Consider the following 13,848-nt stretch of genomic DNA (forward strand, 5'->3'; position numbering starts at 1 on the left):
TTTTTATGGTTTACTGGCGGAAACCGGGGTTTACGGTTCAAAGGTCAGGGTGTAGTGTTTCATCTGCTTATTGAGGAACTTCCGGGTGAAGCGCTTTATTTCTTCTTTGTTTACCGTTTCCGGAAAACCCCCGGCCGCGTGTAGCGAATCAAGATCATATCCGTCCCTGATATAGGTATACATGCGGGTATAGGCCGAATGGCTGTAATTCTTGCTTTGTGCCACGGATTTGGCATAAGCACTGATCACCTTGTGCAGCTCTTTGTCGGAGATATTTCCGCTCTTTATTTTGTCTATTTCGTCATTTACAATTTGTATGAGTTCTTCCGGTTTTTCCGGGTCACAATCAAAGCTTACCGATAAGGTAAGGGCAGGGGAAGGGCGCCTGGAAAGGCTTCCCGAAACAGAAGCGCCATACGTGCCTCCCTGCTTTTCCCGCAGTTCATTGGTAAGGCGTAACTGCAGGAGGTCTGCTACATAGCGTATGAGCGTCTGGTTCCTGAAGTTGTATGCTGCGGCATTCCTGAATTTCATTTTTACCGTTGATTTGGGGGTTTCCATCTTTACGGGAATTCTTCTTACCAGGGATTTGTGTTTCCAGGGAACGGAAACGTCACGCCACTGTTCTTTCCGGCCCGACGAAGGCGTAGAAGCTACATACTGTTCAAGAAGTGTTTTCAGGGTTTCCTCTTCTATATCGCCTATAATAAACATTTCGAGACGATCCAGCGCGTCAAACCGTTCGTGGTATATCTCCTGTAGTCGTGAAAATGAAATCGCTTCTATATAGTTTTTGTCGAACAGGCTGAATCTGGGGTTCCCGGTATCGTATACGGCCAGGGAAAGGCTGTCACTGATAACATTACGGGGTTTTTTATAGTATTTCTGGTAACTGTCGTTCAGGCTTTCTATCTTCTGATCGTACATTTCGCGATCAAACCTCGGGTGATTGAGTTGCAGGTAAAACAACCGGAACAGGGTTTCCAGGTCTCTGGCCATTCCGTAACCGGTGATGACCTCCGTGGTTTCCGATACACTCAGGGCAACCCTCGCCACTTTTCCGGCAAGAAGCTTGTTGAGGTCGGTTGCAGAATACCGGTACACCCCCGAAGCCTGGGCAACAACCGTCGAATAGTTGGCTGAAGGAATGTCTTCCGGGCGGTAAAGCGATTTGCCCCCGTCACTTTCCGCACTGAAGAATACTTCTCCCTTGTTTTTATCGGTAAATTTATAATGTACCTTCCAACCGTTGCTCAGTGTGAACGTATAGGCATCTATATTCTTTAAATAAGTTTCTTCCGTGATCTTTCCGGGCACAATGGTAATCCCTTCCATCAGGTCGGTATTTAAGGTATCCTCCTCCGGGGCCGGCCAGGAATGTGATTCCGAATGGTGCAGGATCTGCGTGGCTTCTGCCTCCGTCAGGTTGTTTTCGTTCTCTACTCCTGTAACCAGTATAATACGGTTTTCTTTCCGGAACAGCTGCTTCAATACTTCAGTGATCTCTTCGTTGCTGACATCCTTGCGGAGTTCCCGGAACCGTTCGAGCGATACAGAAGCAGAGGTAAACGGCGTGTTGTATAGATACAGTTCCTGTATGCGTTGTTCTATTTTGTCGTGAGACATCTCGTCTTCCTTTTCTGCCCTGATACGGAACCCCGCTTCCATGTTGGTCATCGCACGTTCTGTTTCCGGGAGAGAAAAACCGTGCTGTTCTGCAATGACATAGGTGTCTGTAACGGCCTTGAAAGCCTCTTGCTGACGGCCTGGTTTGGGAGTGATCCGTACTCCGAACTGATCGGTTAAGGGAGAGAGCCTTCCGTAATACACATAGGCCGACCGGAACGGGCAGTCTTTTTCCTTACTCATTTCATCGAGCCGGGTGTTGAGCATGGAGAGGCTGAGCTCACGAAGCTGTTCCCGGTGCAGGTATTGTGTGAGATCGGGATGGGCCACCTGCCGGGGATGACGGATGACCAGGCTTATATCTGCCTGGTTGATTTCCTTGTCGGTAGCCATCTTATACCGGGTTTCCTTATGCTCGGGAATGGGGTAGAATATTCTTTCTGGCGCTTTTTCCGGAACCCCGATATCTGAAAAACGGGTTTTTATCTTTTCTGCGATTTCTTCCGGTTTTATGTCACCTATTACAACAACGGCCTGCAGATCCGGGCGATACCAGTCCCGGTAAAAGCGGCGAAGTGCTTCCGGGGAAAAGTTTTTGACCACTTCCATACTGCCTATGGGGGTTCTGTGGGCATAACGCGTATTGTTGTAAAGTATAGGAAGCATGGCATCGTATATCCTTCGGCCGGCCGTATTCCGGGTGCGCCACTCTTCTACGATGACCCCTCTTTCGGCATCGATCTCCTTTTCCTCCAGCAACAGCCCGGTGCTCCAGTCATAAAGGGTGAGCAGGGATTGATCTATCAGCTCATCACTGTGCGCCGGGATACCGCTGAGATTGTAAACCGTTTCGTCAAAACTGGTGTATGCATTGATATTAATGCCAAAGGATGCCCCGTGTTTTTCAAAATAGTCCAGGAGCTCTTTGCCCGGGAAATGCCGCGTACCGTTAAAGGCCATATGCTCCAGGAAATGGGCCAGGCCCTGCTGCTTATCGGTTTCCAGTATGGAACCGGCATTTTGTATAAGATAGTAGCTGGCCTGCTGTTTTACCATATCTGTCGGGTAAATATAGTAGTGAAGGCCATTGTCCAGCACACCGGAAACCAGTCTGGGGTGTGTTGCGGGATGTTGGGCAGATAAGGTATGGATAAGGGGAAGCAGGATAAGCGTAAGCGTTCTTCTTATAATCATTTTAATTTAGAATAAATAAATATAAATACAAAAGTAAAATGGAAGTTACTACAGCACCTACGCAAAACGGAGATATAATGCCGTTAAATGGAGTTTAACACAGGGAGGACCTTACTCACTTCAGAAAATTTATAGGCTTATTTGAGTGCTATCCGGGCAAAAATGATCAGGAATAATACTCCGCATACGGATTATAAATGTTCCGCGGTTTGGCTAAAATCATGTATGATGTCATACCGAAATATCCAGGGAGAAAGACTGTTTTTGCTTGTAAACAAGATGTTTATGTAAATTATTAAAATATATGTTTTCAGTTATTTATATTGTTTTATATAAAGTTTTACTATAATTTATTTTTCTCCTGTAACTCATAATAGTAAAACAGGAAAATCCGGTCTGTGTCAGGGCTTTTTTCCTGATTTTTTGCCGCCTGCCCAAGTGCTCCGGAACGGTATAAGAGATTTTATGAAAATGACAAAAATCCGGGTAATTTATCGTAACGCAGGTAGAGTGCAGATGAGCAAAAAGGATTATTTTGCTATCGGTAAAAAACCGTACCTTTAAGGAAGCAAAAAAACAATGTGCCATGAAAAACCTTTTGCTGTCCGTAATCATCACAGGAATGTTGCCTTCAGTATCTGCCCAGGAAAAATATCACAGTGAAGCCCTTGAAGAAGTGGCCGACATCGGAAAAAGTATGGCGATAGGCCTCAGTGTCAACTCCGATAACCGGGTCTTTGTGGCTTTTCCGAACTATGACGGCGACGGGAGGTATGCCCTGACGGAAATAAGTTCGGGAATGCTTCGTCCCTATCCTGATAAGGGCTGGAACATAAAGAAAGATGACGACAGGCACTTTCTGAGAATACAGGACCTGTACGTGGATGCGGAAGACAGGTTGTGGGTGCTCGATTCCAGACCGGCCTCAAGGGGTTCTATTTTCGGCGATCCGGATACACAGGAAGAAGGCAGGTTCAAGCTGGTAAAAATAAACACGGCAACCGACAGGGTAGAGGAGGTCTATCTTTTTGAAGACCTGGACAAAACCGTCTCGGGGCTTAATGATGTGCGGGTAGATACCGGAAAACAGCTGGCCTATCTGTCCGATCCGGGGCAGGCGGCTATCGTGGTGCTGGACCTCAGGTCGGGAAAGAGCAGGGTCGTACTGAAGGAGTCCCCCTTTACGCTTGCAGATGATATCGTGATTACCTACGGAGACCGCAGGATGGAGGATAAAAACGGCAAACCGTTTTCATCACATGTCAATGGTATTGCGCTTTCACCAGACTTCGCCCGCCTCTATTTCAAGCCCATAAACAAGGAGCAGCTCTTTAGCATTGAGACATCCCGTCTTGCAGATAGCACGCTTTCTGAAAGGGACCTTCGCAGTAAGGTAGAAGAAGTGGGGGAGGCAGGCATTACTCACGGGCTTATAGCCGATAGTCGCGGAAACATATACCTTACCACATCAACCGGTTACAGCATTTCATATTTCAGTCCGGACGGCAAAAAACATACCCTGGTACGCGATTCCCGGATATTATGGCCGGATTCGCTCGGGATAGGGACCGATGGTTACCTGTATTTTACCTGTGCCCAGATGCAGCGCCTGCCACAGTGGAATAAGGGCACAGACCGCACCGAATATCCGTATAAGGTATACAGGGTAAAACTCCCCTTGTAAAACGCAGCAGTGATTACTTTTGAATTAGTTCGGAAATTAACCTATTTACGGTGGCATACCGTTCTTAAAAAACAGTTATTTATGATCAGGACAGTCTTGTGTCTCCTTATGGTGCTTTTCTCTGCCTGCGGCGAAGATAATACGGTGCTCCGGGTATCGCACCTTCAAACAGAATACCTCGATACGCCTATGGGCATCGATACGGAACATCCGCGTTTCCGGTGGAAACTTTCCGGTGACGAACCGGTTTTTCAGAAAGAAGTGCAGCTGTACGTCGGTACCGATTCGGCGGCCGTGGCCCGGGGTGAGGGAGAAATGTGGAAAACAAAATTCAGCGGGAGTGATAACCTGGCCATCTATCGGGGCAGGGAATTGCAGCCTTTTACCAGGTATTACTGGGGGGTTATGGTTACCGGTGACAAGGATGAAAAAAGTAATATCCGGGTATCCGGTTTTGAGACGGGAATGATGGGCGAAGAGAACTGGGAAGGAGAATGGATTACCGATACCGACGATATCACCCTGAAACCTGCCCCTTATTTCCGGAAGGTGGTGGATAACCCCGAAGGGAAGAAGGTGGTAAAAGCCAGGGCCTATATAGCCGCTGCCGGATTGTATGAACTGTATATGAACGGGAAGAAAATAGGGGACCACCGTCTGGATCCCGTATATACCCGGTTCGACAAGCGCAATGTCTACGTTACCTACGATGTTACCGATGCCTTTCGGGACGGGCAGACCGCTGTCGGCGTATTGCTCGGCAACGGCTGGTACAACCACCAGTCTACCGCGGTGTGGAACTTTCACGAGGCCGGATGGCGGAACAGGCCGCGGTATTGCCTGAACATACGGCTTACCTACGACGATGGCACTGTAAAGACCATCGCAACTGACGATAGCTGGAAAACTGCGCTCAGCCCGGTAGTGTTCAACAGCATCTATACCGCCGAGCATTACAATGCCCTGAAGGAACAGCCCGGGTGGAATACTCCCGGTTTTGACGATTCGGGATGGAAACCGGTAAAACTGACCGAAGCACCTTCAGACCGTATTGTGTCCCAGGTCATTCCGCCTATCCGAAATGTGGAGGAAATAACCCCTGTCGCTATGGAAAAAAAGAGTGACAAACGCTATATTTTTGATCTCGGAAGAAATATTTCCGGGGTTACCCGGCTCCGGGCAGCGGGACCGAAAGGTACGAGGATATGGGTTACCCATGCCGAACAGCTGGATGACAGGGGAGGGCCTGACCTCTCCAATATCGACGTGCATTACCGCCCCAGGGACACGCTCGATCCGTTTCAGACTGATATCTATACACTGAAAGGTGAAGGAGAAGAGACCTTTATGCCGCATTTTAATTACAAGGGGTTCCAGTATGTAGAAGTAAAAAGCGACCAGCCGATCCGCTTGCAGAAGTCGGGCCTGAAAGGCTATTTTATGCATACCGATGTACGCCCTTCCGGAAGCATTACGTCGTCCGATACCCTGCTCAACAGGATCTGGGAAGCAACCAATGCTTCCTATCTGTCCAACCTGTTCGGCTATCCCACCGACTGTCCGCAACGTGAAAAAAACGGGTGGACGGGCGATGCCCATATCAACATTCACACCGGGCTGTACAATTTTGATGCCATTACCGTATATGAGAAATGGATGGCCGACCACCGCGACGAGCAGCAACCCAACGGGGTACTGCCATCTATCATCCCCACCGGGGGCTGGGGGTACGACTGGGGCAACGGGCCCGACTGGACCAGTACCATAGCCATAATACCCTGGGAACTATATCTTTTTTACGGCGATGACAGGGCTTTGCGGAAAATGTACGACCCCATAAAAAAATACGTAGACCATATCACCTCCGTAAGTGATGATGACGGACTTACCGGCTGGGGGCTGGGCGACTGGGTTCCGGTAAAATCCAGATCGCCCAAAGAGCTTACTTCGTCTGTTTACTACTACGTCGATACCGTTATCCTGAGCAGGGCTGCAGCACTTTTCGGGAGGGAGGACGACCATAGAAAGTACAGTCAACTGGCCGAAAATATAAAAGAAGCCATAAACCACCGGTACCTCAATACCGAAACCGGGATATACGGCCAGGGCTACCAGACCGAGCTCAGCGCCCCGTTATACTGGGGCATAGTACCCGAAGCCTTACGCCCGAAAGTGGCCGGTAACCTGGCCGGTGCAGTCCGGGAGGCTGATAATCATATCGATGTGGGACTGCTGGGAACACGTACCATTCTGGGAGCCCTGAGCCAGAACGGTTATGCAGACCTCGCCTATGAAGTGGCTACAAAAGACACCTATCCTTCCTGGGGCTGGTGGATCAGGAACGGGGCCACTACCTTATACGAAAACTGGGATATCAATGCCGCTGCCGATATATCCAGAAACCACATCATGTTCGGTGCCATAGGGGGATGGTTGTACACCGGAATAGGGGGGATCTTTCCCGACGAGACCCGTCCCGGGTTCAGACACGTAAAACTAAAACCCAATTTCGTCGGGGGCCTCGAAACATTCGGTGCCACATACCGGGGGCCTTACGGGGATATCGTTTCTTCCTGGAAGCGGCAGAACGATCGGGTGGTATACACGGTTAACATACCTTCCAACAGCACAGCCACGGTATACCTGGAGGGAAACAGGGTAAAGTACCGGGGGAGTGATTTAAGCCCCGAAACCGGAAAGCAATACAAAATAGCCCTTGTTCCGGGAACTCACGAACTCGAACTGTGGTAGACGGTACAGTAAATTTAAAATAACATAATATTATGGCAGGGAGCCGAAATAGTTGTACCTTTACGGGTAATAGGATTTCCGGCTCCTGCCAATGCCTTTTCTGATGTTTGGTATTCTTCGGTATATTTCAGTCTTAGCCTTTTCAGCTGCCGCCTCTCCGTACAACGAAACTTATTAATATAAACGATAGTATATGGCAGACTCCTTCTTTAAAAAAGAAAATGCAAAGAAAAAAGCAAAGAAACAACAGGAAAAGGCCCGCAGAAGGGAAGAGCGGAAGACAAGTAACAACAAGGGAAAAGGGTTTGAGAGCATGATAGCCTATGTAGACGAAAGAGGGAATCTCAGTGCAACCCCTCCGGGAGAGCGCAGTCCCGGGGATACCCCAGACCCGGTTCCCGGAAATACCGAAGCTTCCGCACCGGAAGATTTTGGGCAGCACACGGGTGTCCTCGTTTCTTTTTTCGACAGTAAGGGGTTTGGTTTTATAAAGGATGATGCCAGCGGCGATACGGTCTTTGTGCACAAAAACCACTTTCTGGGGGCTGTTGCGGAGCGGGACAGGGTCACCTTTATCAAGGAGCGGACCCCCAAAGGCTATAGCGCCACCAGAGTAAAAAGATCAGAATAATAAGAATTGGGAGATAGTGGCTGATAAGAACATAAAAACCTCCGGCCGGGAGGGAATGTGTTTTCGTGGTCTCATACTCGTATATAAAACGATACCTGCAAGGTTTACCTCGTTAAAGGAAATCCCTGCAGGTATTGATTTTTCAGACAGACCTTAATTAGTCCAGTACTTCTACGTTAACAGCACTTAAGCCGCGGTTTCCCTGCGTGGTTTCGTATTGTACCTTGTCATTTTCCCTGATCTCGTCTACAAGTCCGGTGTAGTGGACAAATATCTCCTGGGAATTGTCTTCCGGGGTAATAAAGCCGAATCCTCGTTCGGTATTAAAAAATTTAACGGTTCCTTTTTTCATAATGAATTCATTTAATTATTAATTGATAAAAGTATAGGCCCTGCCTTGTTTTCCGGCCCTGCCTGTTCTTCCTATGCGATGAATATAACTATCCAGGCTCTGGGGCATCTGGTAGTTGATAACATGGGTCACATTATCTACATCAATACCCCTGGCAGCTACATCGGTAGCGACCAGTACACGTATTTTGCCCGATTTGAAATGCTGGATGGTCCGGGTTCTGTAATTCTGTGATTTGTTGCCGTGGATCACGTCGGAGTGTATCCCGGTCCTGGTGAGCTGTTTGTTTATTTTATCTACGGCTCTTTTGGTCTCTGCAAAGAGGATCACTTTTTTACAGGACTTTTCCTTTAGAAGGTTGTGCAGTACCTCAAATTTGTTTTCGCCCTCAGACAGCTTTATGATATGCTGCTTTACATTGCTGCTCGATTCGGTGCCACTGCTGGCTTTTACCCGCACGGAACTGGCAACGATATCTTTGATCAGTGGTTCCTGTCCCGGGTTTATCGTAGCCGAAAACAGCATGGTCTGCTTCCTCGAAGACATCAGGGAAATCAAGGTCTTAACGCTCTTTATAAATCCCATATCCAGCATGCGGTCGAATTCGTCCAGCACGAGTCCGTTGATACCTTGCAGTGGTAAAGCCCCTTGTTCTGCCAGGTCCAGCAATCTGCCCGGGGTGCCTATAACGAGGTGGTTTTTACGTTTTGCCCTGGCTATATCCCGGCCAACACTGGTGCCGCCTATAAAACATGCAGAGAAAAACTTGAGTCCGCCGGCAAGCGCTTCAAACTCTTCCCGGACCTGTAAGGCCAGTTCGCGGGTAGGGACGACCACCAGGTACCGGGTACGGGGGGTGACGAGTAATTGTTGTATGATGGGAATGAGGAATGCCCCGGTCTTTCCGGTTCCGGTAGAGGCTATGCCCACCAGATTCTCCCCGTTGACCAGGGGAGAAATGGTCTTTTCCTGGATTTCGGTAGGATGGGTATATCCCTTTTTATGCAGGTTCTTTTGCAACAAGGGGTGAAGGTTCATTTCTCCGTAAGTTTGTTGCGCAACAAAAGTCGCGGAAGAATGCTCCGGAGTCTTTTTGGTATGCTGCAAAAGTGCCGTAGTGCTCAGGGATGAAGTTTTACGGTTCCCTGCGGGCGGCCTTCTTCTCTGCGGAGTGTTTCTGGTATTGTTATTTTTTTTGTAATACATTATAAATTTCTGTTTTTATGAAAATAAAAGCCTGTATTCCACGAAACGGGTTCGGGACAGGCAGACTGTTTGCGAATGAAATAATTTTTACGTACTGGTGATGTTTGACATATTGAAATATATACGTACTTCAGGGGGTACACATACCGGGTTTCGGTGGCCAGGGGCGTATAACAGGACAAAGAATACGGAATTTTTGATAAAAGTGATTTTAAATTTTACAAACAAATATTACCGGCTTTTCTGCAAAAAGCGTTTTGTTATTCTATAAGAGTAAACTTTGTGGATTACAAAAATGAGAAAGTAGTGTTATAGAGGAGGAGACTGCGTAGTGCCCACTTAAACGGATACCTGTCAAGTGCAATATGACAACCTAAACTTTATAAAATATAATGATCGTGGTTTTTAATAAAACATGCGCAAATGTATGATAATATTTTTAATAAATACGTGATATTTTTTTATTTTAGTTAGAAATATTTTATGAAGGTACAGCATTGGTAACGATTCCTGTATATATACCCAATTCCAGTGATACTTCTGAAAGGGGACATGATGTAAATTGCATCATAGAATTCCGGAGTGTCGTAGTAATGTAAAATCTAATCGTATAAATTATGAATCCGAAAGCACAATCCATTGTAAGTTATCTTGGTATTTTCTGGCTGGTGGCCTATTTTGCAGGCAAGGACCAGCGAGACGACCTGAGCCGGTATCACCTCAAGCAGGGACTGGGGCTCTTTATAACCGGTATACTGTTTAATATTGCGGTAACCATTGTCAATGCCATATCATCCAGCCTGGGCATGATCGTAGGCCTGGTAGGGATTGTTTTCCTGGTATTTCTGATTATGGGGATCATTAATGCGGTGAATGAAGAGAAGAAGCCCCTGCCGGTCATCGGCAAGATGTTCGAAGACAAGTTCTCGTTTATCGATAAGTAAGTACGGGTCCCGGTTGCGAAAGTGATCCGGGACCGTGTTCGTCTTCCCTTATTCTGAAGTCTGTATTACTTCGCGTTTTAAGCCTGTATTTACGTCAAAAAAAGGTATCTTCGTTCCCTGAAAGTAGCTAAAGCTTATTCTTTGGTTCTTTTTAAACAGTTTCTCAAATTCCGGACGGGATAAAAGAAGATAACTATGTCTAAAGTGGTTTTGATTACCGGGGGCTCTTCGGGAATAGGAAAGTGCATGGGCGAATACCTTACGGCCAGGGGGCTTAAGGTATACGGCACCAGCAGGAACCCGGAGAAAGTAACGGTATCGGTATTTCCATTGCTGAAAATGGATGTGAGAGATCCGGTTTCCGTGTCACAGGCGGTAGAAAACCTCCTGGAGGCGGAGTCGAGGATCGATGTGCTGATCAATAATGCCGGGGTGGGTATCACAGGGCCCCTGGAGGAGATCCCGGAGGAGGAGGTACACCAGCATTTCGAAACCAATTTTTTCGGTCCGCTCCGGGTGATCAGGGCGGTTCTGCCTGCCATGAGAGCACAGCAGGAAGGCCTTATTGTCAATGTAACTTCTATTGCCGGGTATATGGGGCTGCCTTACAGGGGGATATATTCTTCTTCCAAAGGGGCACTCGAATTACTTACCGAAGCCCTGCGGATGGAAATCAGGGATTTTGGTGTACAGGCCGTAAATGTGGCCCCGGGAGACTTCGCTACCAATATTGCGGCAGGACGCTATCACGCCCCGGTGCGGGAAGGATCGCCCTATGAAGAGAAGTACGGAAAAATCCTCCGGCTTATGGATGAACACGTCGATGAAGGAGGAGACCCGCAGCAGATGGCCAGGGCGGTATACCGCATTATCACTTCAGGATCGCCCCGTATCCACTACAAGGTAGGGGCCTTTATGCAGAAGTTCTCCATAGTGCTGAAGCGCATCCTTCCGGACAAGGTCTATGAAAAACTGTTGATCAATCATTATAAGCTGTAGTACTATACGGATAAAAACAGGTATAACCTGATTATATATAACAACTTAACTTTGAATTTATTCACATGAAATGCCCATGACCAGATTTCCGGACATTTACCGATATGATCATCAGGGCATTCCATCTGACCTATGAAAAACAAATAAAAAAAGAACAGATGAAATTTTTTATCGACACTGCCAATTTGCAGCAAATTGAGGAAGCACAGGCTTTAGGAGTGCTTGACGGCGTAACCACCAATCCGTCGCTTATGGCCAAGGAAGGTATTACCGGGAGGGATAATATCCTGAAACACTACGTGGATATCTGTAATATTGTAGAAGGCGACGTATCTGCCGAAGTTATCGCGACCGATCTTGAAGGAATGATAAAGGAAGGGGAAGAGCTTGCCGACCTGCACGAACAGATTGTGGTAAAGGTGCCCATGATCAGGGACGGGGTAAAGGCGATCAAGTATTTTACCGATAAGGGCATACGTACCAACTGTACCCTGGTATTTTCTCCCGGGCAGGCCCTGCTTGCCGCCAAGGCAGGGGCCTCATACGTTTCTCCGTTTATAGGGCGCCTGGACGATATTTCTACGGACGGACTGAACCTTATTGCGGAGATCAGGCAGATATACGACAACTACGGTTTCACCACCGAGATCCTCGCTGCTTCCGTAAGACATACCATGCATGTGATAGACTGTGCCAAGATAGGTGCAGATGTCATGACGGGGCCCTTGTCTTCCATTACAGGACTGCTGAAACATCCGCTTACCGATATCGGGCTGGAGAAATTCCTGGAAGACTACAAAAAAGGGAATGCATAGCCCCCTCTATAGTCTGAGGTATTATTGAGTTATTAGGCCCGCCGGAACTCCGGCTGGCTTAATAACCCCATTTGCATTTGGAGAATAGCCTAAAGAGAACGTAATATACGATGTAGTTCCGGGCTGTTGATATAGGTAAAGGCATTAATGATATGGTTGTGGTTGTCTATGACAATCACCTTGTTGAGGCTGTTTATCGTAAGCCCCCTGCTGATATTCTCCTGGTTTAATGACAGGTATTGATGCTCTCGTCTCAGTCCCTGAAACGATATGGTCTGCATCCATTCATCGTAGTCTTCATTCAGGCATATGCCTACAAAATTGACCTTGGGGTATTCCTGTTCCAGGGCCAGTACATACTTGTTTATATATTTCGAGTGCCCTTTCTGATAAAAGGTCCAGAAATAGATCACGGTGTTGCTGTCCTGGCATACCTGGACCAGATCGGTCTGTTTTGACCCGGCATCCAGGAGCTCCAGGCGCGGTACTTCCGAACCCTGGCTGAGGTTGCGGATATTGGTGTACAGCGTTTCTACTTCATCCCTGTACTTGTTGCTCTTATCCAGCACCTTGAACTTTTCAAGAAAAAGCAGGTTGTTGGTATCATCCTGGTCTTCGAAATAATAGGTATAGGCCGTATTCCGGAAAAGATAGTCTTTGAGCCCTTTTTCCTTTACCTTACGGTCTATAAGTTCCAGTTTATGAATATAGTAGTGAACGGATTTTTCGGCACCTATCTGGTGTTTACGGCATTCCTTTACGCATTTCACATAGGCCAGGCTGTTAAAATGGGTTACCATAAAGTCGAAATAGGGCTTGTAAAAACTCAGGGCCTCATCATTGTAATTGACATTTTTCCTGAAATCAAAAAAGCCTTCCGGAATATCCAGGAGGTTTTCCCGTGGTATGTTGGTAAGCCTTTTATGCATATACGGATAGAATTCCCTGGATTTGTAATTGGGGTAATCTATGGATGCCCTGGCTATATTTCTCGCCGCGTCAGACAGGCGCTGGTTTACGATAAGGTATTCGTACTGCTCCATTTTCATGGCTCTCAGGGAGTCGATCTTGCGGGAAAATACTTCCGGTTTCAGGGTGTAGTAGCTGAAAATAAGTTCCTGTTCATCCTCGTCGAGGAGAAACATCTCTATGAGGAAATTATTTTTCTCCGCACCCTTCCCGGAGAATACCAGGGATTCGTCAAAATTAAGAGTGTTTACCCGCGCCAGTACGCTGTCACCTCCCTGTATAAAGACATGCTGATGCTCCGGAAAATGCCTGAATTTGAACAGGTCACCTCCCTTGTCACTCAACCTTATCTTGAACAAAAAGCGGTTTTGGCTGTTGAGTATTGCTGTATCAACAGGTTCGTCATCTTTGTACAGGACAACAATACTGTCTCTGGGGTTTATGATTTCACCACCGAAATAAGCGGTTTTTTGCTTTGAATCGTTACAGCTCACAAAAGGTATCGCCAAAAATGCTATCAGCAGTTTCCTCATACCATCACATTATACGTATAGCGCCTAACGCTATAGCTAACACCTAGACAAATCTAACAAACCTTGCGAAGCCACCGTGTTAATAGTCAGTTAAAACTGCTTTTCCCCGGTTCGCATATGTGTTAGTAGTTCAGGTTTTGTTAC

10 protein-coding genes are annotated in these 13,848 nt (G+C 47.2%); 6 read left to right on the forward strand and 4 right to left on the reverse strand.

All coding sequences use genetic code 11. The annotated features are described in order from the left end of the window. Positions 1–30: 30 nt before the first annotated feature. Positions 31–2,820 (reverse strand): M16 family metallopeptidase, encoded by a 2,790-nt coding sequence (locus DN748_RS09180; RefSeq protein WP_112371496.1) that lies wholly within the window; start codon positions 2,818–2,820, stop codon positions 31–33. A gap of 586 nt (positions 2,821–3,406) precedes the next feature. Here DN748_RS09180 and DN748_RS09190 point away from each other — a divergent pair. The 3 genes from DN748_RS09190 (at position 3,407) to DN748_RS09200 (ending at position 7,886) form a co-directional block, all read left to right on the forward strand. Beyond that, complete coding sequence (locus DN748_RS09190; RefSeq protein ID WP_112371498.1) at positions 3,407–4,504, forward strand: L-dopachrome tautomerase-related protein; 1,098 nt, start codon at positions 3,407–3,409, stop codon at positions 4,502–4,504. A gap of 81 nt (positions 4,505–4,585) precedes the next feature. Beyond that, positions 4,586–7,255 carry an alpha-L-rhamnosidase gene (locus DN748_RS09195; protein ID WP_112371499.1) on the forward strand — a complete coding sequence of 890 codons (2,670 nt, stop codon included), beginning with the start codon at positions 4,586–4,588 and terminating at the stop codon, positions 7,253–7,255. Between the two features lie 193 nt (positions 7,256–7,448). Then, complete coding sequence (locus tag DN748_RS09200) at positions 7,449–7,886, forward strand: cold shock domain-containing protein (protein ID WP_112371500.1); 438 nt, start codon at positions 7,449–7,451, stop codon at positions 7,884–7,886. Between the two features lie 157 nt (positions 7,887–8,043). Here DN748_RS09200 and DN748_RS09205 read toward each other — a convergent pair whose 3' ends face one another. Both DN748_RS09205 and DN748_RS09210 read right to left on the reverse strand, forming a co-directional pair. After that, complete coding sequence (locus DN748_RS09205; protein ID WP_112371501.1) at positions 8,044–8,238, reverse strand: cold-shock protein; 195 nt, start codon at positions 8,236–8,238, stop codon at positions 8,044–8,046. Between the two features lie 18 nt (positions 8,239–8,256). Beyond that, entirely contained in the window at positions 8,257–9,444 is a 1,188-nt protein-coding gene (locus tag DN748_RS09210; protein ID WP_112371502.1) for a DEAD/DEAH box helicase, read from the reverse strand. Positions 9,445–10,061: 617 nt separating this feature from the next. Here DN748_RS09210 and DN748_RS09215 point away from each other — a divergent pair. The 3 genes from DN748_RS09215 to fsa all read left to right on the forward strand — a co-directional run bounded on the left by DN748_RS09215 (position 10,062) and on the right by fsa (position 12,202). After that, positions 10,062–10,388 (forward strand): hypothetical protein, encoded by a 327-nt coding sequence (locus DN748_RS09215; RefSeq protein WP_112371503.1) that lies wholly within the window; start codon positions 10,062–10,064, stop codon positions 10,386–10,388. A gap of 195 nt (positions 10,389–10,583) precedes the next feature. After that, the gene (locus DN748_RS09220) at positions 10,584–11,387 is read left to right on the forward strand and encodes an SDR family oxidoreductase (protein WP_112371504.1); all 804 of its coding nucleotides are present in this window, start codon (positions 10,584–10,586) and stop codon (positions 11,385–11,387) included. Between the two features lie 158 nt (positions 11,388–11,545). Continuing rightward, positions 11,546–12,202, forward strand: coding sequence for a fructose-6-phosphate aldolase (gene fsa / locus DN748_RS09225; protein WP_112371735.1), 657 nt, complete (start codon positions 11,546–11,548; stop codon positions 12,200–12,202). 89 nt (positions 12,203–12,291) lie between these two features. Here fsa and DN748_RS09230 read toward each other — a convergent pair whose 3' ends face one another. Then, the gene (locus tag DN748_RS09230; protein ID WP_112371505.1) at positions 12,292–13,704 is read right to left on the reverse strand and encodes a TlpA family protein disulfide reductase; all 1,413 of its coding nucleotides are present in this window, start codon (positions 13,702–13,704) and stop codon (positions 12,292–12,294) included. Positions 13,705–13,848: the final 144 nt, after the last annotated feature.

The organism is Sinomicrobium soli (assembly GCF_003285545.1).
In the GTDB taxonomy this organism is placed as follows: Bacteria; Bacteroidota; Bacteroidia; order Flavobacteriales; family Flavobacteriaceae; genus Sinomicrobium.

Bases quoted from the DNA above. Each gene is read 5' to 3' on its own strand.
- fsa (WP_112371735.1), top strand. From the start codon at position 11,546: ATGAAATTTTTTATCGACACTGCCAATTTGCAGCAAATTGAGGAAGCA.
- DN748_RS09180 (WP_112371496.1), bottom strand. From the start codon at position 2,820: ATGATTATAAGAAGAACGCTTACGCTTATCCTGCTTCCCCTTATCCAT.
- DN748_RS09205 (WP_112371501.1), bottom strand. From the start codon at position 8,238: ATGAAAAAAGGAACCGTTAAATTTTTTAATACCGAACGAGGATTCGGC.
- DN748_RS09215 (WP_112371503.1), top strand. From the start codon at position 10,062: ATGAATCCGAAAGCACAATCCATTGTAAGTTATCTTGGTATTTTCTGG.
- DN748_RS09195 (WP_112371499.1), top strand. From the start codon at position 4,586: ATGATCAGGACAGTCTTGTGTCTCCTTATGGTGCTTTTCTCTGCCTGC.
- DN748_RS09230 (WP_112371505.1), bottom strand. From the start codon at position 13,704: ATGAGGAAACTGCTGATAGCATTTTTGGCGATACCTTTTGTGAGCTGT.
- DN748_RS09190 (WP_112371498.1), top strand. From the start codon at position 3,407: ATGAAAAACCTTTTGCTGTCCGTAATCATCACAGGAATGTTGCCTTCA.
- DN748_RS09210 (WP_112371502.1), bottom strand. From the start codon at position 9,444: ATGTATTACAAAAAAAATAACAATACCAGAAACACTCCGCAGAGAAGA.
- DN748_RS09200 (WP_112371500.1), top strand. From the start codon at position 7,449: ATGGCAGACTCCTTCTTTAAAAAAGAAAATGCAAAGAAAAAAGCAAAG.
- DN748_RS09220 (WP_112371504.1), top strand. From the start codon at position 10,584: ATGTCTAAAGTGGTTTTGATTACCGGGGGCTCTTCGGGAATAGGAAAG.